This window comes from Streptomyces sp. NBC_00539, assembly GCF_036346105.1.
Taxonomy (GTDB): domain Bacteria; phylum Actinomycetota; class Actinomycetes; order Streptomycetales; family Streptomycetaceae; genus Streptomyces.
On the sequence record NZ_CP107811.1, the window covers coordinates 1,911,815 to 1,931,987 of the forward strand.

Annotated in this window: 17 protein-coding genes and 1 riboswitch; of the genes, 5 read left to right on the forward strand and 12 right to left on the reverse strand. The window is 72.7% G+C overall.

What is annotated here, in order from left to right; all coding sequences use genetic code 11:
* Window positions 1–4: 4 nt before the first annotated feature.
* Window positions 5–748, reverse strand: coding sequence for a hypothetical protein (locus OG861_RS08285; protein WP_330261636.1), 744 nt, complete (start codon window positions 746–748; stop codon window positions 5–7).
* Between the two features lie 539 nt (window positions 749–1,287).
* Between OG861_RS08285 and sepH the strand changes: the two genes are divergently transcribed.
* Window positions 1,288–2,298 carry a septation protein SepH gene (gene sepH / locus OG861_RS08290; protein ID WP_330261637.1) on the forward strand — a complete coding sequence of 337 codons (1,011 nt, stop codon included), beginning with the start codon at window positions 1,288–1,290 and terminating at the stop codon, window positions 2,296–2,298.
* A gap of 67 nt (window positions 2,299–2,365) precedes the next feature.
* Here the strand turns inward: sepH and OG861_RS08295 are convergent, their stop codons facing one another.
* Entirely contained in the window at window positions 2,366–3,211 is an 846-nt protein-coding gene (locus OG861_RS08295; RefSeq protein ID WP_329198984.1) for a sulfurtransferase, read from the reverse strand.
* Window positions 3,212–3,416: 205 nt separating this feature from the next.
* Between OG861_RS08295 and OG861_RS08300 the strand changes: the two genes are divergently transcribed.
* On the forward strand, window positions 3,417–4,220 hold the full coding sequence (locus OG861_RS08300) for a VOC family protein (protein WP_330261638.1): 804 nt from the start codon (window positions 3,417–3,419) through the stop codon (window positions 4,218–4,220).
* Here the strand turns inward: OG861_RS08300 and sigJ are convergent.
* Window positions 4,208–5,134 carry an RNA polymerase sigma factor SigJ gene (gene sigJ / locus OG861_RS08305; protein ID WP_330261639.1) on the reverse strand — a complete coding sequence of 309 codons (927 nt, stop codon included), beginning with the start codon at window positions 5,132–5,134 and terminating at the stop codon, window positions 4,208–4,210. The two genes, OG861_RS08300 and sigJ, sit on opposite strands and share 13 nt — an antisense overlap.
* Window positions 5,135–5,235: 101 nt before the next feature.
* Between sigJ and OG861_RS08310 the strand changes: the two genes are divergently transcribed.
* Window positions 5,236–5,610, forward strand: coding sequence for a hypothetical protein (locus OG861_RS08310; RefSeq protein WP_329198979.1), 375 nt, complete (start codon window positions 5,236–5,238; stop codon window positions 5,608–5,610).
* A gap of 13 nt (window positions 5,611–5,623) precedes the next feature.
* On the opposite strand, the gene OG861_RS08315 is transcribed toward OG861_RS08310, so the two are convergent.
* The 5 genes from OG861_RS08315 to OG861_RS08335 all read right to left on the reverse strand — a co-directional run bounded on the left by OG861_RS08315 (window position 5,624) and on the right by OG861_RS08335 (window position 11,825).
* Window positions 5,624–6,406, reverse strand: a complete 783-nt coding sequence (locus tag OG861_RS08315; protein ID WP_330261640.1) for a hypothetical protein — start codon at window positions 6,404–6,406, stop codon at window positions 5,624–5,626.
* Window positions 6,407–6,445: 39 nt separating this feature from the next.
* The gene (locus OG861_RS08320) at window positions 6,446–7,096 is read right to left on the reverse strand and encodes a thymidine kinase (RefSeq protein WP_330261641.1); all 651 of its coding nucleotides are present in this window, start codon (window positions 7,094–7,096) and stop codon (window positions 6,446–6,448) included.
* A 67-nt stretch (window positions 7,097–7,163) separates the two neighbouring features.
* A complete protein-coding gene (locus OG861_RS08325) occupies window positions 7,164–8,366 on the reverse strand; it encodes an alkaline phosphatase family protein (RefSeq protein ID WP_330261642.1) in 1,203 nt (400 codons plus the stop codon).
* Window positions 8,366–8,959, reverse strand: coding sequence for a DUF5998 family protein (locus OG861_RS08330; protein ID WP_329198972.1), 594 nt, complete (start codon window positions 8,957–8,959; stop codon window positions 8,366–8,368). The genes OG861_RS08325 and OG861_RS08330 overlap by 1 nt, the downstream gene beginning before the upstream one ends.
* Before the next feature lie 52 nt (window positions 8,960–9,011).
* Entirely contained in the window at window positions 9,012–11,825 is a 2,814-nt protein-coding gene (locus OG861_RS08335; RefSeq protein WP_330261643.1) for a bifunctional acetate--CoA ligase family protein/GNAT family N-acetyltransferase, read from the reverse strand.
* 184 nt (window positions 11,826–12,009) lie between these two features.
* Here OG861_RS08335 and OG861_RS08340 point away from each other — a divergent pair, with 184 nt between their 5' ends.
* A complete protein-coding gene (locus OG861_RS08340) occupies window positions 12,010–12,291 on the forward strand; it encodes an HPr family phosphocarrier protein (RefSeq protein ID WP_215022735.1) in 282 nt (93 codons plus the stop codon).
* Window positions 12,292–12,527: 236 nt separating this feature from the next.
* On the opposite strand, the gene OG861_RS08345 is transcribed toward OG861_RS08340, so the two are convergent.
* The 4 genes from OG861_RS08345 to OG861_RS08360 form a co-directional block, all read right to left on the reverse strand.
* The gene (locus tag OG861_RS08345) at window positions 12,528–13,202 is read right to left on the reverse strand and encodes a GntR family transcriptional regulator (protein WP_329198966.1); all 675 of its coding nucleotides are present in this window, start codon (window positions 13,200–13,202) and stop codon (window positions 12,528–12,530) included.
* Window positions 13,203–13,438: 236 nt separating this feature from the next.
* Complete coding sequence (locus tag OG861_RS08350) at window positions 13,439–14,236, reverse strand: M23 family metallopeptidase (RefSeq protein ID WP_329198964.1); 798 nt, start codon at window positions 14,234–14,236, stop codon at window positions 13,439–13,441.
* A 12-nt stretch (window positions 14,237–14,248) separates the two neighbouring features.
* Window positions 14,249–14,407, reverse strand: a riboswitch (cyclic di-AMP (ydaO/yuaA leader).
* Window positions 14,408–14,606: 199 nt separating this feature from the next.
* Window positions 14,607–15,974, reverse strand: coding sequence for a M16 family metallopeptidase (locus tag OG861_RS08355; protein ID WP_329202518.1), 1,368 nt, complete (start codon window positions 15,972–15,974; stop codon window positions 14,607–14,609).
* Between the two features lie 20 nt (window positions 15,975–15,994).
* On the reverse strand, window positions 15,995–17,341 hold the full coding sequence (locus OG861_RS08360) for a M16 family metallopeptidase (protein ID WP_330261644.1): 1,347 nt from the start codon (window positions 17,339–17,341) through the stop codon (window positions 15,995–15,997).
* Between the two features lie 333 nt (window positions 17,342–17,674).
* On the opposite strand from OG861_RS08360, the gene OG861_RS08365 reads away from it, so the two are divergent.
* Entirely contained in the window at window positions 17,675–20,131 is a 2,457-nt protein-coding gene (locus OG861_RS08365; RefSeq protein WP_330261645.1) for a DNA gyrase/topoisomerase IV subunit A, read from the forward strand.
* Window positions 20,132–20,173 lie beyond the last annotated feature (42 nt).

The following is a 20,173-nucleotide window of genomic DNA, read 5'->3' on the forward strand; positions in this document are numbered from 1 at the left end:
CGGTTCAGGAGGAGCTCGGCTCCGGGGTGGGCGTCGGTGTCGGCGCGGGCGTCGAGGACGGGGTGGGTGCGGGCTGCGGGGTGCGCTCCGGGTCCGGTCCCGGCCGGCTCGGGGCCGGCGACGGCGCCCGGTCCGCGGAGCGGGAGGGGGCCGGACCGGGCTCCGGGCTCCGGCCGCCGCGGGAGCGCCCGGGACCCGGGGAGGTCCCGCCGCCCCCGCCGTCCTCGGGCGCGGGGCGCCGGCGGTGGCCGGCGGCCTTGCGGGTACCGCCGGACAGGAGGGTGCCGCCGCCGTCGCTGACCGAGGTGCCGGCCGCGGCCTCGTAGACGCCGAGCCCTCCGATGGCCATCGCGAAGGCGGCCCCCGACGCCACCGCCGTGCGCTTCCAGCCCCGTACGCGGGTGCCGTGGACGGTGGCCTCGCCGAACTCCCCGGCCGCCGGGGGCCTCGGCGGGCCGGACCCGGGCCGGGCGTCGGCGCCGGGCCGGGCGCCGGTGCGGAGGCGGTCGCCGGTGCGGAGGCGGTCGCCGGTGCGGAGGCGGTCGCCGGTGCTGCGGAACACGTGCTGGATGACGGGGCCGCCGGCGGTGGCGACCACGCTCACCACCCCGGCGCCCAGGATGGTCCCGTACACCCCCAGCTTCGAGGCGAGCAGCGCCGCCGCGACGGTGGCGAGGGAGGAGCCGGCGATCTGAGCGACGCTCAGGTCGAGCTTCTGCTTCTCCGGTGCGGTGCCGTCCTGTGCCATCCCGTGTCTGCCTGCCTCTCGCGCCTCTCCTGCCTCTCCTCTTCCGGTAGTTACAGACACCTGGACGAAAGGGATAGTTCCGCTTCTGCGGATTCTGTGAAGCAAGACACCCGAAAACGGACCGCGCCGCAGGTGGGCCATGCCCGGGCCCCGTTCCGGGGCAGGCCAACTCCCGCCGCCCGGGACAACTTCGGCGGCGCGGCGGTCCACCCAGGTGGCCCGAATGGAGTACTGTGGCGAGCCCTGGGGCCGTCCTTCCTTTCGGATGTCCGGACCCGGGAGAGGGGGCCGACGATGGAGAAACGGCACTCAAGACCGGCGATGCCGCGGTGTTGCACGGGTTTCCGATGCGCACAGTAATCGTTCGGTCACTGTGTGTGCCCAACAGGTAACCGTGCCATAACGGCGATCAAGGGCGCATGCCCGACACGCCGGTTTAACTCGGCAAGGTTGTGGCAGGCTGCACCCGGGCAGGCCACACTCGACTAGCGGAAGCAGCGACGCACGTGACGTCGGCAGGCACCACCCGGGAGGTCCCCATGCCCGAACTGCGTGTCGTGGCCGTCTCCAATGACGGCACACGACTGGTGCTCAAAGCTGCCGACAGCACGGAGTACACGCTTCCGATCGACGAGCGTCTACGGGCTGCCGTGCGCAACGACCGCGCGCGCCTGAACCAGATCGAGATCGAGGTGGAGAGCCACCTCCGCCCCCGCGACATCCAGGCCCGCATACGGGCCGGTGCCTCCGCTGAGGAGGTCGCCCAACTCGCGGGCATCCCCGTCGACCGGGTACGCCGCTTCGAGGGTCCGGTCCTCGCGGAGCGTGCGTTCATGGCCGAGCGGGCCCGCAAGACACCCGTGCGCCGCCCCGGCGAGAACACCGGGCCGCAGCTCGGCGAGGCGGTGCAGGAGCGGCTGACGCTGCGCGGGGCCGACAAGGAGTCCGTGCAGTGGGACTCGTGGCGCCGCGACGACGGCACGTGGGAGGTCCTGCTGGTCTACCGGGTCGCGGGCGAGCCGCACTCCGCCAGTTGGACGTACGACCCGCCGCGCCGGCTGGTCGTGGCCGTGGACGACGAAGCCCGCTCGCTGATCGGTGAGTCCGACGACCTGCCGGCGACGCCCGAGCCCAGCTTCCCCTTCGTGCCCCGCATCGCGCGGCTGCCGCGCGACCGGCCGCTGGACCGCACGCTCGACCGCCAGCCGGAGCGCAGCGCCGTGCCGGCTGCGGACCCGGAGGAGGAGCGGGACTCGCTGACCAGCCTGCTGGAGGCGGTCCCGAGCTTCCGGGGCGACATGGTGGTCCCGGAACGGCCCGACGCCCCGGCGGAGGAACCGGAGGCGGAGGAGCCCCCGGCCGCTTCGGCGGGCGCCGGTACCGCGTACGCCGATGTCCTGATGCCCCGCACCGTCGCGGGCCACCGTGAACGCCTCACCGGCACCACCGACCGCCAGGCGGAGGCCGACGGCGTCCGCCCGGGCCGCCGCGCGGCGGTCCCGAGCTGGGACGAGATCGTCTTCGGCACCCGCCGCAAGAAGCAGGAGTAGCCGACTGGGGCCCGGAACGCCCACGGCGGGCCGGGCCACCTCGCGCAGCCCCCGCACCCCGCGCCGCTCAGCCGGCGGAGCCCCCGGTCGCGACCGGGCGGTCCGGGTCCGAGGACCAGTCCGACCAGCTGCCCGCGTACAGGGCCGCCGGGATCCCGGCCACCTCCAGCGCCAGCACCTCGTGCGCCCCGGACACCCCCGACCCGCAGTACACGCCGACCGGCGCTCCTTCCGCCGCGCCCAGCGCCTCGAACCGCGCCCGCAGCGCCTGCGCCGCGAGGAAACGCCCGTCCGGTCCCACGTTCTGCGTGGTCGGCGCCGACAACGCCCCCGGCACGTGGCCGCCGACCCGGTCGATCGGCTCGACCTCGCCCCGGTACCGCTCCCCCGCCCGCGCGTCCAGCAGGATCCCGGCGCGGGCCAGTGCGGCCGCCCCGTCCGCGTCCAGCACCTCCATCGCTCCCGGGTTCGGCTTGAAATCGCCCTCCCTGGGGGACGGCTCCTCGGTCGTCAGTTCCCCTCCCGCCGCCGTCCAGGCGGGCAGACCCCCGTCGAGGACCCGTACCCGCTCGTGCCCCGTCCAGCGCAAGAGCCACCACGCGCGGGCCGCGGCCCACCCCAGTCCCCCGTCGTAGACCACCACCGGAGCGCCCGCCGAGACCCCGGCCCGTCGCATCGCCGCCCCGAAGTCCTCCGGGTCGGGCAGCGGATGGCGGCCGCCCAGCCCCGTCGCGCTGACCGGACCGGCCAGTTCGCGGTCGAGGTCGACGTACACCGCGCCCCGCAGGTGCCCCGCCTCGTACGCGGGCCGCTGGTCGGGGCCGCCCAGCTGCCAGCGGACGTCCAGGAGCACCGGCGCATGGGTTCCGGCCAGCTCGTCCATCAGTTCGGGAGCCGAGATAATCGCAGTCATGGGCCCATCTTCCTCCCCACGGCCCGACCTCGCGTAACAAGCCGGACATCAACGCGCTGCAGCACACCGCAACGCGCCGCACCGATTCGGTCATCTCTCGCCCACCCGCCATCCGTCCGGCCCGGTCGAGCCGCGCCGGAGCGCGCGAAGTGGAAGCATCAGAGCGCGACACGGGGGCAGGGCTACGACGGAGGAGACGGCTGACATGAGCGAGGCACCGGAAACGACCAGGCGCCCTCCCGGCGCGCCCTGCTGGGTGAGCCTGATGGTCCACGGCCTCGGCACCACCGAGGACTTCTACGCCGACCTCTTCGGCTGGGAGTACGTCCCGGGCCCCGTCCCCTTCGGCCCCTACGTCCGTGCCCTCCTCGACGGCCAGGAAGTGGCGGGCATCGGCGAGATGCCGCCGGACCGGCTCCTGCCGGTCGCCTGGACCACGTACTTCGCCACGGATGACGCCGACTGCACGGCCGAGTCGATCAGGGCGTGCGGCGGCACGGTCGCGGTCGGCCCGCTGGACGCGGGCAACGCCGGCCGCCTGGCCATCTGCTCGGACCCGCTCGGGGCGATCTTCGGGATCTGGCAGGCCGGTGCCCACCTCGGCGGCGCACTGCACGGCCACCCGGGGACGCCGGTCTGGAACGAGCTGCTGACCCAGGACACCTCGACCGTCGGGAAGTTCTACGAGCACGTCTTCGGCCACGAGGCCCGGGAACACCACGACGCCTCGGCCGACTTCGACTACCTCGTCCTGCGCCTCCAGGGCCGTCCGGTCGCCGCCGTGCACGGTGTGGGCCGCGCCCTGCCGCACGACCGGGGCTCGCACTGGATGACGTACTTCGAGGTGAGGGACCCCGACGCGGCCGCCGCCCGGGTGAGGGAACTCGGAGGACGCGTCATCCAGCCTCCGCGTGACCGGCTCAGCGGCCGCGTGGCGACGGTCGCGGACCCGGAGGGCGCGGTGTTCACCCTCGTACGGTCTTGGCCGCGGCCCTCTCAGAGCGCGTAGCCCGCCCGCCCCCACGGGCGCAGCTTCTCCGGGTTGCGGACCGCCCAGATCCGGGCGACGCGCCCGTCGCGGACGTCGAAGGCGGCCACGGTCATGACGACGCCGGCGCGCCGGGCCACCAGGCCCGGCGCGCCGTTGACCGACCGCTCCAGGAGTTCGAGTCCGGGGGCCTTGTCGGCGATCGCGACCATGTACTGGGCGATGCGGGCGCCGCCCTCCAGCGGGCGCAGGGCGGCGCCGGCCAGGCCCCCGCCGTCGGCGGTCATCACGGCGGCCGGGTCGAGGAGACCGACGAGGGCTGCGATGTCCTTGGTCTGCCACGCCTCTTTGACGTGCCTCACCACGCCGGCCCGGTCGGCCGTCGTCACCGGGGGCCTCGCGGCCCCCGCGCGCCGCCGGGCGGAGGCCGCCAGCTGCTTGCAGGCCGCGGGGGTGCGGCCGAGAACGCCGGCGATCTCGGCGAACGGGTACCGGAAGACGTCGTGCAGCACGAACGCCACCCGCTCCGCCGGCGTCATCGACTCCAGGACGACGAGGAAGGCCATGGTCACCGACTCGTCCAGGACGATCTGGTCGGCGGGGTCCGCGGGGCCGGTGGGGCCGGCGCCGCCCGTGTGGTCCCCTTCGGTGCGGTCGGGCAGCGGCTCGGGCAGCCACGCGCCGACGTAGCGTTCTCGGCGGGCCCGCGCCGAGCCGAGCAGGTCCAGGCAGATGCGGCCGGTCACCGTCGTCAGCCAGGCGCTGGGGGACAGGATCTCCTCCCGCCGGCTTCGTGGCAGCCCGTACCAGCGGGCGTAGGCGTCCTGTACGGCGTCCTCTGCCTCGGTCACCGAACCCAGCAACCGGTAGGCGACGTTGATCAGTTGGCGTCGCTCGCCGACTGTCCCGTCCGTGCCGGTCCCGACACTCCCCATGCTTGCGGCCGCCCCCTCGCCTTACCTTTCGCAGGCCCGTTTCGTCGGGCTGGTGAGACCTTATCGATCTACTGCCCGAGGGCGGGAAAAGGGGTTGTGACATGGCTACTCAGGTGACGGCGACGTCGGGCGCGCGGCGAGGCGCCTCGTTCCTGCGGATCGCGATCGCCCTGCAGACCCTGACCATCTTCCTCCAGGCGGTCTCCGCCGGACTGCTGCTGACCTCGTCCTACGGGGAGACGTTGCACGGTGTCGGAGCACGCGTGATGTACGGGGCGTCGATGCTGTACGTGCTCGCGGCGGTGCTGGCCTGGAAGCCGGGCGGCGGCCCGTCCCGGCCGGTCCGGCACGCGTCGGGTTTCCTCGTCCTCGCCTCTGTACAGGTCGTGCTCGGCGTCGCGCACGTCCCGTCAGTCCATCTCCCTCTGGGCGTGCTGATGTTCGGTCTGAGCGTCCTGGCGCTGGCCCGGCGCTGAGGTCCGGGAGTGCTCAGCGGCCGAGCGCGAGGCGCAGGGTGATCCCGTACCGCGTCCGCAGCCGGCGCAGTTCCCAGACCGACAGCGCGGTCACCGAGGCGGGCGGCCCGATGAGGAAGAGGATCCGCACGGGCAACGGCGCGAGCACCGGCACGTCGTCGAACAGTTGCAGCACGAACATCGCCCACACCAGCACCGGTGTGATCAGCGGCGGCAGCACCTCGTGGACGTCGCCGGTGCGGAAGGCGTGGTGGACGCAGAGCACCGCCGAGGCCATGCCGAACGGCAGCAGGAACAGCGCCATCAGCCCGGACCCGAAGCCCAGCAGGCTCATCGAGCCGGCCGTCCCCCGGGTCACGGCGAGCCACAGCAGCAGCGCCGTACCGAAGAGGGTGCCCAGGGCGGTCAGCGGCCCGCGCAGGCGCCCGCGGTAGAACGCGGGGCCCGGGGGCCTGGCGCTCATCACGAAGACGGCGAGGGCGATCGGGCCCAGCACCAGCAACAGGGCGGCGCTGATGACGACTTCACCGACCTTGTCGTTGAGGATCGACCCCGCCGACTCGCGCAGCGGATAGGCGAAGAGCAGCCAGCAGGTGGCCACGATCCCGATGGCGGTACGGGCGATCTGGGCCCGTTCGATGGACTCGTCGATGATCCGGTCCGGCCGCCCGGGCCGGTAGATCCGCGCCGCCAGCACGAACGGGAGCAACAGGAAGGTGACGCACCCGTTCCTGTCCCGATCGCGCGGCGCCGTCCCCGGTCTGTCCGTGTAGATGCTCAACTCTCCGGCCCCCATGACGATGATGATCACCGCATGATAGGACGAGCCGTCATTTCAGGCGGAGTTGACCGGGAGGACGTCCGGGGAGAGGGCGCCCGCGTGGGCCGCGGAGGAGGTCATGCGGCGGCGGTGGTGACGGCGGCACAGGACCTCGTAGCCGATCTCCTCCGCCGGGCGGTTCACGTCCCCGACGACGACCTGGGCGCCCTCGACCACCATCTCGCCGCCCACCGTACGGGCGTTGTGGGTGGCACGGGCCCCGCACCAGCACAGTGCCTCGACCTGGAGCTGTTCTATCCGGTCGGCGAGCTCGATCAGGCGCTGCGAGCCGGGGAAGAGCTTGGTGCGGAAATCCGTGGTGATGCCGAACGCGAAGACGTCCATGTCGAGGTCGTCGACGATACGGGCCAGCTGGTCGATCTGGGCGGGGGCCAGGAACTGGGCCTCGTCCACGATCACGTAGTCGGCCTTGCCGCCCTTGGAGAGCTGGTCCACGAGGTACGCGTACAGGTCCATGCCCTCCCCCGCCTCGACCGCCTCGGTGACGAGCCCGAGGCGCGAGGAGAGCTTGCCCTGGCCCGCCCGGTCGTCACGCGTGAAGATCACGCCCACCAGACCGCGCGCCGAGCGGTTGTGGGTGATTTGCAGAGCCAGGGTGCTCTTTCCGCAGTCCATCGTTCCGGAGAAGAACACCAGCTCGGGCATGGGAAGTACGGACCTTTCGGGTCGTGGTCTGATCTGGGCGGGGGGCGGGGGCGGGGGCGGGGCGGGGTCAGGTGCGGACTTCGAGGAGGGGGACCAGCTGCTCGGCCGCCGTCATCGAGCCGTGCATGCCGACGAGCGCCGACTCGTTCGGCTCGTTGCGGCTCGCGGTGATCGCGACATCGGCGTGGGCGGCGGCGATCACGTCGCCGATCCGGCCGAGCACGCGCTCGTCGCACTCCCCCGCAGGCCCGAACCAGCCCAGCTCCAGGGCCTCTTCGCGGCTCGCGACCCAGAAGCGGTCGCCGAGCACCTCGCGCCAGACGGTCAGCACGTCGGCCTCCGCGCCCGGTACGGCGTACACGTGGCGCGCCCTGCCCTCGCCGCCGAGGAGGGCCACGCCGGCGCCCAGCTCCCAGTCGTCGTCGAAGTCGACCCGGGACTCCTCGTCGAAGGGGACGTCCACCATGCCGTGGTCGGAGGTGACGTACAGCGCAGTGCGCGGCGGAAGCTGCTCGACCAGCCGCTGCACGAGCCGGTCCACGTACATGAGTTGACCGCGCCAGGCGTCGGAGTCCACGCCGTGCCGGTGGCCCGCGCCGTCGAGTTCGCTGTAGTACGTGTACACGAGCGAGCGCTCGCCGGCGGCGAGCTGGATCGCCGCGAGGTCCATCCGCTCCTCGCCCGTCATCCGGCCGTGGAAGGTGCCGCCGCTGAGGGCGATCTTCGTGAGCGGGGTGGACTGGAACGCGGGCGCGGACACCTGCGCGGTGTGCACCCCCGCCGCGTCCGCGAGCTGGAAGACGGTGGGGTAAGGCTGCCAGGCCTTCGGCTGGGTCCACGGCTGCCAGCGGAGCTGGTTCATCAGCTCGCCGGAGGCGGGGTTGCGCACGGCGTAGCCGGGCAGGCCGTGCCGGGCGGGGGGCAGTCCGGTGCCGACGGAGGCCAGCGAGGTGGCGGTGGTCGCCGGGAACCCGGCGGTGATCGGAAGGCCGGTGCCGCCGCGCGAGCCGGCGAGGAGGGAAGCCAGGTACGGGGCCTCCTGCGGGTGGGCCTTGATCTGCTCCCAGCCCATGCCGTCGACCAGGAAGACGCAGTTGCGGTCGGCCGGGGTCAGCTCGGCGATCCCGGCGGTGAGGCCGGGGACGCCCTGGCCGGCCGCGAGGGTCGGCAGGAGGTCGGCGAGGGAGCCGGTGCCGTACTGCGGTACGGGGGCACCGGCGACGTCCAGCAGCTCCGGCTCGTCCCAGTTCGGCGGTGCGGAGTAGGACATCAGCGGGCGGCGGCCGTGGCCGCGGTCGCCTCGGACAGCGCCTGGGCGAAGACGAGGGTCTGGCGGACCGTCTCCGGGCCGTCACCCGCCTCGCTGACCCGCAGGCTGAGGTCGTCGGCGGTGGAGTTGCCGGTGTATCCGTGGTCGGAGTCGCAGTTCGGGTCGCCGCAGGCGGCGGGCTCCAGGTCGATGCGCGAGACGGCGCCCCAGCCGATGGTCAGAACGACCTCACGGGGCAGGGTGCCGGGGGTGTAGGACTCCGGGTTCGCGACGACGCGGCTGAGCACCACCGAGGAGATGCTGCCGAGCTTGACCGATTCGGTGGAGGTGGTCGCGTACGGGGACGGGGAGCCGGCATCGGCCGCCTGCTCGTCGGTGTGGCTGACGATGAAGCGGTTGTGGGTGAGCACGAGGACCGTGACGTGGCGGCGCACCTCGTTGGAGTCGAAGGTCGTCTCCTGGTGCACCAGGTACGACGAGATCGGCTCGCCGCCCACCGCGGCCTCCACGGCCTCGGCCACGAGGGCCGGGTAGTAGCCGCTGCGCTCGATCGCCGCGCGCAGCCCCTGGGTCGTCGTACCGGATTTCGCCATGAGGTCCATCCTAAGGCCCGTCCGGGGGACCTGGACCGCGCCGGGACCCGTCCTAGTAGCCGGGGTAGCTGGGCAGCGTGCGCGGTCCCAGGTCGGTGCGGGCGGGGGGACGGGCCACGCGGACGGTGGCGCTCAGCACCGAGAGCCCCTCGGTGGCCACCACGACCGGCTCCAGGGACACGCCGGCCACCTCCGGGTGATCGTCGACCAGCCGGGACACCCGCAGCAGGAGCTCTTCGAGGGCCGGGGTGTCGACGGGGTCGCTTCCGCGCCAGCCGAAGAGGAGGGGCGCGGCGCGCAGGGAGCGGATCAGGCCGGCGACGTCACGGTCGGTGGCCGGGACGAGCCGGTGGGAGGTGTCGCCGAGCAGTTCGGAGGCGACGCCGGCGAGCCCGAAGGAGAGGACGGCTCCGGCGGCGGGGTCGATGACGCAGCGCACGACGGTGTCGACGCCGCGGGGCACCATCGCCTGGACGACCGGGAGCAGCTCCTGGGGCTTGCCGAGCAGTTCGGTGAGTTCCTCGTAGCTGCGGCGCAGTTCGGCCTCGGTGGTGAGGTCGAGGCGCACGCCGCCGAGGTCCGCGCGGTGGCGCAGGTGCGGGGCGGTGGTCTTGAGGGCGACGGGGTAGCCCAGCACCCGGGCGGCCCGGGCGGCGGCGTCGGCGCTCGGCGCGGGGAGGGTGGCGTGGAGGCGGATCCCGTAGCGGGCGAGGAGGGTGCGGGCGTCGGCCTCGGAGAGGGTGAGGACGGCGTCGTGGGAGACGCCCGCGAGGAGGGCGGCGAGCTGGGCGGCGGCTCCGGCCTCGTCGATGTCCTCGAACTCGGGGACCTGGCCGGCGTCCGCATTGGCCTGCCGCCACTGCCCGTGGCGTACGGCCTCGGCGATGGCCCTGACGGCCCGCTCGGCGGCGGGATACGCGGGGATGCCCGCGCGCGCCGCGGCGAGCGCCGGCACGCCCGGCGACGACGACGCCGCAGCCGCCTGCGGCGCGGGTTCCGGCCCGGCCGGCGTCGGGGGCGAGGGGGCCGCCGGGTGGGCGCGGCCCGGGGACAGGGCGTCGGCCAGTGCGCCCAGTTCCACGTGGACCACCGCCACCGGCTTGCCGGGAGCCGCCGCCACCGCCTCCCACAGCGCACCCGCCAGATCGCCGGCCAGCTCCTGCTCCCGCACCCACGGGATCGCCGTCACCACCACCGCGTCGTTGTCCGGCGAGGCCAGCGCCACGGCCAGGGCCGCCCGGAAGTCCTCAGGCGAGGCGGCCGTCGTCAGGTCCAGCGGCGCCAGCGGCCGCAGCCCTTCCGTCAGGCAGGCGTCGTACGTGAGCACCCCCAGCGACTCGGAGTTTCCGAGGATCGCCACCCTCGGCCCGGCCGGCAGCGGCTGTCCGGCCAGCAGCAGGCCGACGTCGACCAGCTCGGTGACCGTGTCGACCCGGATGACGCCCGCCTGCCGCAGCAGCGCCGAGACCGTCGCCTCGGGCAGCCGGGTCCCGGGTACGACGTGCCCGGCCGGGGTGTGGCGGCCGCCGCGGGCCACGACCACCGGCTTGACGGCTGCCGTCCGCCGGGCGAGACGGGTGAACTTGCGCGGGTTGCCCAGGGTTTCGAGGTACATCAGCGCCACATCGGTGGCTTCGTCGTCGTACCAGTACTGGAGGATGTCGTTGCCCGAGACGTCCGCGCGGTTGCCCGCCGAGACGAACGAGGACAGCCCCGCGCCCCGCCGCAGCAGCCCCGACAGCAGGGCGATGCCGATCGCGCCGGACTGGGTGAACAGGCCGATCCGGCCCCGCTCGGTGGCCGGTGCCGGGGCCAGCGAGGCGTTGAGCTCGATGTCGGGCGCGGTGTTGATCACCCCGAAGGCGTTCGGTCCGATCAGCCGCATCCCGTAGGACCGCACCTGCCTCAGCAGGTCGCGCTGGCGCTCCTGTCCCGCCGGCCCGCTCTCCCCGTATCCGGCGGAGAGCACCACCAGTCCCTGTACGCCGTGCTCCCCGCACGCCGCGACCGCGTCCGGCACCCGCTGCGCCGGGACGGCGATCACCGCGAGGTCGACCGGGGCCGTGATGCCGGCGAGCGAGCGGTAGGCCCGTACGCCGTCCAGCAGGTCGGTGTCGGTCGCCTCGTTGACCGCGTAGAGGTGCCCGTGGAAGCCGGCGTCCCGCAGGTTGCGCAAGACCGTCGCGCCGACGCCCGCGCCGGAGCGGCTGACTCCGATCACCGCCACGGAGCCGGGTGCCAGCAGCCGCTGGACGGAGCGGGCCTCGGCGCGCTGTTCACGGGCGCGCTGCACGGCGAGCGACTCGGCGGTGGGTTCGAGGTCGAGGGTGAGGTGGACGGACCCGTCCTCGAAGCTGCGCTTCTGCTGGTAGCCGGCGTCCGTGAACACCTTGATCATCTTGCTGTTGGCGGGCAGCACTTCGGCGGCGAACCTCCGGATGCCGCGCTCGCGGGCCACCGCGCCGATGTGTTCGAGGAGCGCGGAGGCCACCCCGCGGCCCTGGTGGGCGTCCTGGACCAGGAAGGCGACCTCGGCCTCGTCTGCGGGGGCGGACGCGGGCCGGCCGTCGGGGCCGATCCGGTCGTAGCGGACGGTGGCGATGAACTCTCCGCCGATGGTCGCGGCGAGGCCGACCCGGTCCACGTAGTCGTGGTGCGTGAAGCGGCGCACGTCGCGGTCGGAGAGCCGGGGGTACGGCGCGAAGAAGCGGTAGTACTTCGACTCGTCGGAGACCTGTTCGTAGAAGCTGACCAGCCGTCCCGCGTCATCGGTGGTGATGGGCCGGATCCGGGCGGTGCCGCCGTCGCGCAGGACGACGTCCGCTTCCCAGTGGGCCGGGTACGAGAGGTCCGACTCGGTGGTCATGGGCACACCCTAAGGGGCGCATCCCCCTGTCGGCGCGTGCGCGGCGCATGAGGCACATCAGGGCGAACCGGTGCAAGCTGGGGAAGGTCGAGCGGCGGTGGATACGGGACGAAGGTCGGTCCGAGCATTCCGGGTGTCGTGAGAGACTGGTCTAGACAACCGAAAGAACCTGAAGGGCATCACCATGGCAGAGCGCCGCGTCAACGTCGGCTGGGCCGAGGGCCTGCACGCTCGTCCCGCCTCGATCTTCGTCCGCGCGACGACCGCTTCCGGCGTCCCGGTGACCATCGCGAAGGCGGGCGGCGACCCCGTCAACGCCGCTTCCATGCTGGCGGTTCTGGGCCTGGGCGCCCAGGGCGGCGAGGAGATCGTCCTCACGTCCGAGGCCGAGGGCGCCGAAGCCGCGCTGGACCGCCTGGCGAAGCTCGTCGCCGAGGGCCTCGAGGAGCTCCCGGAGACGGTCTGACCCCGTCCCCGGCCCTTCGGGTCGTCCTGCGCGGTGGAGCCGCGGCCCCCGGACCACCGGGCGCCGCGGCTCCGCTGCTTTCCGGCCGCAATTCCCGCGCGTCCTTCGGCCCGCATTTCAGCCACGGGAAATAACCGGCCACTCGCGCATTCACGTCACCGGGGCAGGGAAATTCCCATTCCGCGCAGCCGGGGCCGGGGCCGAGAATGACCGGATACCTTTGTATACGGCCACTGTTAATGTCGGCCGCTCCCCGTGTTTACGGCAGGTTGCGAAGTCCTCACGCGCGTATCGCGCAGCCGGTAGCATCCGGCCGCACGTTCCACGTGCAGCCCGGTCAGCGTCCGGGCGCGCTCGGCGTCGCCCCGCACCACCGCGTCCACGATCGCGCCGTGCTCCGCCCAGGAGTCGGCCGGCCGGGCCGGGGGCCGCACCACGTACATCCAGGCGATCTTGTGCCGGGTCTGGGTCAGCACGGAGATCAGCCCGGGGCTGGCCGAGGCCTGCGCGAGCGTTTCGTGGAACCAGCCGCCCAGGGCGCGCAGGTCCTCTCCCCGCCCGTTCCTGGCCCGTTCGCGGCCCAGCCGGACCAGCCCGCGCAGCACCTTGAGGTGCCCTTCGGTCCGTCTGCGGGCGGCCCTCGCCGCGGCGAGCGGTTCCAGCAGCGCCCGCAGCTCCAGCAGGTCCGCCGCCTCCTGCTCGGTCGGCTCGGCGACACAGGCTCCCGCGTGCCGGCGGGTGGTGACGAACCCCTCCGCCTCCAGGGTGCGCAGCGCCTCGCGGACGGGGACGCGCGAGACTCCGTACCGGCGGGCGAGGACCTCCTCGGTCAGCCTGCCGCCCGGTTCGAAGACCCCGGAGACGATGTCGTCACGAATTGCGGTGCATACCGCGTGCGCGGGAATACGCAAGACCGGACTCCGCTCTCATTCCGACTGCCGGCTACCGGCGTTACCGCCACGACCGTACTGCGACTCTATTGCAACACACGACGATTTCCGAGAACGGCCGGAAATACGAAACATTTGCCGGGCGGCCGGAGAAGCGGGGCAGGAGGCGCAGGACGCGCGAGGCGGTGAGACGCGCAAGGCCCCGGCTCGGTGAGCCGGGGCCTTGGACGGAAGCGGTGCGGTGCGGTGCGGTGCGGTCAGACGCTGACGCCGTGCGAGCGCAGGTACGCCACCGGGTCGATGTCCGTGCCGTACGTGGCACCGGTACGGGCCTCGAAGTGCAGGTGCGGGCCGCTGGAGTTGCCCGTGGAGCCCGAGAGGCCGATCTGCTGACCGGGGGTGACCTGCTCGCCGACGGAGACGCTCAGCGAGGACATGTGTCCGTACTGGGTGTAGGTGCCGTCGTTGTGCTTGATGACCACGTTGTTGCCGTAGGCGCCACCCCAGCCGGCCTCGACGACGGTGCCCGCGCCCACGGCGTGGACGGTAGTGCCGGAGGCGGCGTGGAAGTCGATGCCCGTGTGGCTGCCGGAGGACCACATGCCGCCGCCCGCCTTGTACTGCGTGCTGACGTACGAGCCGTCGACCGGGGCCACGAAGGTGTTGAGGCGCTTGCGCTCCTCCTCGCGGGCCGCCCGCTCGGCGGCGTCACGCTCGGCCTTGGCCTTGGCCTCGGCGAGGCGCTTGGCCTCGGCGGCGCGGGTCTTGGCCTCGGCTTCGGCCTGCGCCTTGGCGGCGGCGACCTCGGCGGCACGGTTCTGGGACTCGGCCTGGGTGTGGATCTCGTTCTGGAGGTCCTCGGCGACGACCACGGCACCGAGGCCGGTGTCCTCGATCGAGGGGGCCACGGCCTTGTCCGCGGCGAACGCGGGACCGGCCAGGGTGCCGACGACGCCAGTGGTGGCGAGGGCGGCTATGCCGGCGTAACCGGCGGTCTTGCGGCTCAGACGACTGGAACCACGGTGCTTACCGGCGGCACGACTGCCAAACGCCATGAAGGGTTTGATCCTTTCCTTCCCTCTCGCCTACCGGGTTAGCTGACGGGTTCGGAGCAGGAAGGTCTCCTACGGGCCCCTCTTGCGAGGTGGTCCGATTCACCCCAGGGACGCATGTGGGTCCCCGGCTCCCCAGGCTCGCGCCTGACGGGGACTCGGCGATCGCTGTCCGGTGCCGCGGGTGCGGCGGGCACAACTGACGGACAGCACGGCCGACGCTAGGCGGATCCTCAGTCAATCTCCAAACAGACACGCCTTTTTGTTACCTACGCCACACCACATTCGATCAACCACACCACCAAACAGACAAAAAGGGACTCCGGCGGACAAGCCGCCGGAGTCCCCTGCACCAATCGGGCACGTGCTCCCGTCAGTTGGTGACGACGGTGACCTCACCGATCCCGAGGGCCCGGACGGACTCCTCGATCTGCGCCGCGTCACCGACCAGGACCGTGACCAGCCGCTCCACCGGGAACGCGGCGACGGCCGCCGAGGTCGCCTCCACCGTGCCGGTCGCGGCGAGCTGCGCGTACAACCGCGCCTGGTAGTCGTCCGGGAGCTCCTGCTCGACCTGGTCGGCCAGGGTTCCCGCGACCGAGGCCGCCGTCTCGAACTTCAACGGGGCCACCCCCACCAGGTTCTGCACCGCGACGTCCCGTTCGGCGTCGGTCAGGCCGCCCTCCGCGAGGGTGCGCAGCACCGTCCAGAGGTCGTCCAGCGCCGGGCCGGTGTTGGGCGTGTCCACCGAGCCGCTGATGGCGAGCATCGAGGCGCCCTTGCCGTCGGCGGTCGAACGCAGCACCTGGGCGAAGGCGCGCACGCCGTAGGTGTACCCCTTCTCCTCGCGCAGCACCTTGTCCAGGCGGGAGGTGAGGGTGCCGCCCAGGCAGTACGTGCCGAGCACCTGGGCCGCCCAGACGCGGTCGTGCCGGTCCGGGCCGATGCGGCCGATGAGCAGCTGCGTCTGGACCGCGCCGGGCCGGTCCACGATGACCACGCGGCCGGTGTCGTCGGCGGTCACCGGGGGCACGGGCAGCGGCGCGGCGCTGTCGCCGGTCCAGCCGCCCAGGGTGTCCGCGAGGACCGCGTCGAGGTCGATGCCGGTCAGGTCGCCGACGACCACCGCGGTGGCGGTGGAGGGGCGCACGTGGGCCTCGTAGAAGGCGCGTACGGCCGCGGAGTCGATCCGGGCCACCGTCTCCTCGGTGCCCTGGCGGGGCCGGGACATCCGCAGGGCAGCCGGGAAGAGCTCCTTGGAGAGCTCCTTCGCGGCGCGGCGCTGCGGGTTGGCCAGCTCGTGCGGGATCTCGTCGAGCCGGTTGCGCACCAGCCGGTCGACCTCGCCGTCCGCGAAGGCGGGGGCGCGCAGCGCCTCGGCGACCAGGCCGAGGGCCTTGGCCAGGCGGGAGGCCGGGACCTCCAGGGAGACCCGGATGCCCGGGTGGTCGGCGTGTGCGTCGAGCGTGGCGCCGCAGCGCTCCAGCTCGGCGGCGAACTCCTCGGCGGAGTGCTTGTCGGTGCCCTCCGACAGGGCGCGGGCCATGATGGTGGCCACGCCGTCCAGGCCCTCGGGCTCCGCGTCCAGCGGGGCGGCGAGGTTGATCTCGACGGCGATCACCTGCTGGCCCGGGCGGTGGCACCGCAGCAGGGTCAGGCCGTTGGGCAGCGAACCGCGCTCGGGGGCCGGGAAGGCCCAGGGCTTGGCCTCGCCGGCCTGCGGCTGCGGGTGGAGGGTCATCGTGACGGCTGCGGTGTCGCTCACTGCTCCGCCCCTTCGTTCTCGGTCTCGTCGGTCTCGTCGGACTCCGCAGAGAGCGGCTCGTACACGAGCACCGCGCGGTTGTCGGGGCGCAGCCGGGCCGCGGCCACGGCCTGTACTTCCTCGGCGGTGACGTCGAGGACGCGCTGGACGGCGGTCAGGGCGAGCTGCGGGTCGCCGAACAGGACCGCGTAGCGGCACAGTTCGTCGGCGCGGCCGGCCACCGTGCTCAGCCGGTCCAGCCACTCGCGCTCCAGCTGCGCCTGTGCGCGCTCCATCTCCTCGGCCGTCGGGCCCTCGGCGGCGAACCGCGCGAGTTCCTCGTCGACCGCCGCCTCGATGGCGGGCACCTCGATCCCGCTGGAGGTCTTCACGTCCAGCCAGCCCAGGGAGGGCGCGCCCGCGAGCCGCAGCAGGCCGAAGCCGGCCGCGACGGCGCTCTGGTCGCGCCGGACCAGGCGGTTGTGGAGGCGGGAGGACTCGCCGCCGCCCAGGATGGTCAGCGCCACGTCGGCGGCGTCGCACTCGCGGGAGCCGTCGTGCGGGAGCCGGTAGGCGGCCATCAGCGCGCGGGCCGGGACCTCCTCGACGATCTCCTCGCGGAGCTGGCCGCCCATGACCTCGGGCAGCGCGCCGTCGCGCGGCGGCTGCTTGCCGTCGTGCGCGGGAATGGTGCCGAAGTACTTCTCGATCCAGGCGAGCGTCTGCTCGGGGTCGATGTCGCCGACCACCGACAGGACGGCGTTGTTGGGCGCGTAGTACGTGCGGAAGAAGGTGCGGGCGTCCTCGAGGGAGGCCGCGTCCAGGTCGGCCATCGAGCCGATGGGCGTGTGGTGGTAGGGGTGGCCCTCCGGGTAGGCGAGGGCGGTCAGCTTCTCGAACGCGGTGCCGTAGGGGACGTTGTCGTACCGCTGGCGGCGCTCGTTCTTGACGACGTCGCGCTGGTTCTCCATGGACTCCTCGTCCAGGGCGGCCAGCAGCGAGCCCATGCGGTCCGCCTCCAGCCACAGCGCGAGCTCCAGCTGGTGGGCGGGCATCGTCTCGAAGTAGTTGGTGCGCTCGAAGCTGGTGGTGCCGTTGAGCGAACCGCCGGCGCCCTGGACGAGCTCGAAGTGCCCGTTGCCCGGTACGCTCGCCGAGCCCTGGAACATCAGGTGCTCGAAGAGGTGAGCCAGACCGGTCCGCCCCTTGACTTCGTGGCGGGAGCCGACGTCGTACCAGAGGCAGACGGCGGCGACCGGAGTCAGGTGATCCTCGGAAAGCACCACGCGCAGGCCGTTGGCCAGCCGGTGCTCGGTCGCTGTCAGGCCGCCGGAGCCGGCCTGAGCTGTGGCCGTGTGACCCATGGGCATGTGGTCCCTTCGATCGCGATGCAGAGATTTCTGTCAGACCTGCCACTGTATGCAAGCGCGTCGGCAACCGGAGAAGTTCCCGGGTTCCCCCGCCCGGGGCTCCGTCCGGGGGGACCCCAGGGCCGGAGTCGGCGTTGTCGGTGCCACGGGCCACAATGGTCCGCGTCGACGTCGACACCGGGCGAAACCGGTCGGATCCCCGGCCGGAGCGTCGGCCGGACCGGCAGACTCCGTACGAACCCGCCAGACCAGACCGCCTGACCTACCCGCCAGACCAGACCGCCAGACCCCGAGTACACCCTTTCTTGGTTAAGGAGCCGCGCAGCGATGGCCCGCCGCAGCACGAAGACCCCGCCGCCGGAGGATTTCGAGGAGAAGATCCTCGACATCGACGTCGTCGACGAAATGCAGGGCTCCTTCCTCGAGTACGCGTACTCGGTGATCTACTCCCGTGCCCTGCCGGACGCCCGCGACGGCATGAAGCCGGTGCACCGGCGCATCGTCTACCAGATGAACGAGATGGGCCTGCGCCCCGACCGCGGGTACGTCAAGTGCGCCCGCGTCGTCGGCGAGGTCATGGGCAAGCTGCACCCGCACGGCGACGCGTCGATCTACGACGCCCTCGTACGCATGGCGCAGCCCTTCTCGATGCGGCTGCCGCTCGTGGACGGCCACGGCAACTTCGGTTCGCTCGGCAACGACGACCCGCCGGCCGCCATGCGTTACACCGAGTGCAAGATGGCCGACGCCACGTCACTGATGACGGAGTCGATCGACGAGAACACCGTCGACTTCGCCGCCAACTACGACGGCCAGGAGCGCGAGCCGGTGGCGCTGCCCGCCGCCTACCCGAACCTGCTGGTCAACGGCGCCTCCGGGATCGCGGTCGGCATGGCCACCAACATGCCGCCGCACAACCTCGGCGAGGTCATCGCCGCCGCCCGGCACTTGATCCGGTACCCGCAGGCGGACCTGGAGGCGCTGATGCGCTTCGTGCCGGGCCCCGACCTGCCGACCGGCGGACGGATCGTGGGACTGTCCGGCATCAAGGACGCCTACGAGAACGGCCGCGGGACGTTCAAGATCCGCGCGACGGTGGCCGTGGAGAACGTGACCGCCCGCCGCAAGGGCCTGGTCGTCACCGAACTGCCCTTCACGGTCGGCCCCGAGAAGGTCATCGCGAAGATCAAGGACCTCGTCGGTTCGAAGAAGCTCCAGGGCATCGCCGACGTCAAGGACCTCACCGACCGCTCGCACGGCCTGCGCCTGGTCATCGAGATCAAGAACGGCTTCCACCCGGAGGCCGTACTGGAGCAGCTCTACAAGCTGACGCCGATGGAGGAGTCCTTCGGCATCAACAACGTCGCGCTGGTCGACGGACAGCCGCTGACGCTGGGCCTCAAGGAGCTGCTGGAGGTCTACCTCGACCACCGCTTCGAGGTCGTACGGCGGCGCAGCGAGTTCCGCCGGGGCAAGCGGCGCGACCGCCTGCACCTGGTCGAGGGCCTGCTGGTGGCCCTCATCGACATCGACGAGGTCATCCGGATCATCCGGGACAGCGACAACTCGGCTCAGGCCAAGGAACGGCTGATCGAGCGGTTCTCCCTGAGCGAGATCCAGACCCAGTACATCCTGGACACCCCGCTGCGCCGGCTCACCCGCTTCGACCGGATCGAGCTGGAGTCCGAGCGCGACCGGCTGACGGGCGAGATCGACGAGCTGACCGGGATCCTGGAGTCCGACAGCGAGCTGCGCAAGCTGGTCTCCTCCGAACTGGCCGCCGTCGCGAAGAAGTTCTCCACCGAACGGCGTACGGTCCTGCTGGAGTCGGGTGCCGCGCCGGTCGGGGCGGTTCCGCTGGAGGTCGCGGACGACCCCTGCCGGGTGCTGCTGTCCTCGACGGGGCTGCTGGCGCGTACGGTGACCGCCGAACCGCTGCCGTTGGAGGAGGGCGGCCCCCGCGCCAAGCACGACCTGATCGTCTCGCAGGTCACCGCCACGGCCCGGGCCGAGGTCGGCGTGGTCACCTCCTACGGGCGGCTGCTGCGGCTGTCGGTGATCGACCTGCCGCAGCTGCCGGACACCCACACCGCGCCCAACCTGGCGGGGGGCGCCCCGGTCGCCGAGTTCCTGTCGGGCCTGGAGGCGGACGAGCAGGTGATCTGCCTGCTCTCGCTGGACGAGTCCTCGCAGGGCCTGGCGCTGGGCACCGAACAGGGCGTGGTCAAGCGGGTCGTGCCGGACTACCCGGCGAACAAGGACGAGCTGGAGGTCATCACCCTCAAGGAGGGTGACCGGATCGTCGGCGCGGTCGAGCTGAGCACGGGTGAGGAGGACCTCGTCTTCATCACCGACGACGCCCAGCTGCTGCGCTACCCGGCGGGTCAGGTGCGTCCGCAGGGCCGCCCGGCGGGCGGTATGGCCGGCATCAAGCTCTCCGAGGGCGCCAAGGTGATCCACTTCTCGGCGGTGGACCCGGGACGCGAAGCCATGGTGTTCACGGTGGCGGGCTCCCACGGGACGCTGGACGACTCGGTGCTGTCCGGGAAGCTGACCCCGTTCGACCAGTACCCGCGCAAGGGCAGGGCCACCGGCGGCGTGCGCTGCCAGCGGTTCCTCAAGGGTGAGGACGTGCTGACGCTGGCCTGGGCGGGCAACGCTCCCGTCCGTGCGGCGGCGGCCGGTGGGGCCCCGGCCGAGCTGCCGGCGGTCGACCCGCGCCGGGACGGCTCGGGCACGTCTCTGCCGGCCGTCGTCGCGGCGTTGGCGGGTGGCGCGCTGTAGGACGCAGGACGGCATTCGGGTGGTGCGACCCTGGGGACGTAC

Coding starts and splice junctions, on each gene's coding strand:
- OG861_RS08325 (WP_330261642.1), bottom strand. CDS start 8,366: ATGTCCTACTCCGCACCGCCGAACTGGGACGAGCCGGAGCTGCTGGAC.
- OG861_RS08360 (WP_330261644.1), bottom strand. CDS start 17,341: ATGGGTCACACGGCCACAGCTCAGGCCGGCTCCGGCGGCCTGACAGCG.
- OG861_RS08340 (WP_215022735.1), top strand. CDS start 12,010: ATGGCAGAGCGCCGCGTCAACGTCGGCTGGGCCGAGGGCCTGCACGCT.
- OG861_RS08310 (WP_329198979.1), top strand. CDS start 5,236: ATGGCTACTCAGGTGACGGCGACGTCGGGCGCGCGGCGAGGCGCCTCG.
- OG861_RS08350 (WP_329198964.1), bottom strand. CDS start 14,236: ATGGCGTTTGGCAGTCGTGCCGCCGGTAAGCACCGTGGTTCCAGTCGT.
- OG861_RS08365 (WP_330261645.1), top strand. CDS start 17,675: ATGGCCCGCCGCAGCACGAAGACCCCGCCGCCGGAGGATTTCGAGGAG.
- OG861_RS08330 (WP_329198972.1), bottom strand. CDS start 8,959: ATGGCGAAATCCGGTACGACGACCCAGGGGCTGCGCGCGGCGATCGAG.
- OG861_RS08320 (WP_330261641.1), bottom strand. CDS start 7,096: ATGCCCGAGCTGGTGTTCTTCTCCGGAACGATGGACTGCGGAAAGAGC.
- OG861_RS08295 (WP_329198984.1), bottom strand. CDS start 3,211: ATGACTGCGATTATCTCGGCTCCCGAACTGATGGACGAGCTGGCCGGA.
- sepH (WP_330261637.1), top strand. CDS start 1,288: ATGCCCGAACTGCGTGTCGTGGCCGTCTCCAATGACGGCACACGACTG.
- sigJ (WP_330261639.1), bottom strand. CDS start 5,134: ATGGGGAGTGTCGGGACCGGCACGGACGGGACAGTCGGCGAGCGACGC.
- OG861_RS08355 (WP_329202518.1), bottom strand. CDS start 15,974: ATGACCCTCCACCCGCAGCCGCAGGCCGGCGAGGCCAAGCCCTGGGCC.
- OG861_RS08315 (WP_330261640.1), bottom strand. CDS start 6,406: ATGGGGGCCGGAGAGTTGAGCATCTACACGGACAGACCGGGGACGGCG.
- OG861_RS08285 (WP_330261636.1), bottom strand. CDS start 748: ATGGCACAGGACGGCACCGCACCGGAGAAGCAGAAGCTCGACCTGAGC.
- OG861_RS08300 (WP_330261638.1), top strand. CDS start 3,417: ATGAGCGAGGCACCGGAAACGACCAGGCGCCCTCCCGGCGCGCCCTGC.
- OG861_RS08335 (WP_330261643.1), bottom strand. CDS start 11,825: ATGACCACCGAGTCGGACCTCTCGTACCCGGCCCACTGGGAAGCGGAC.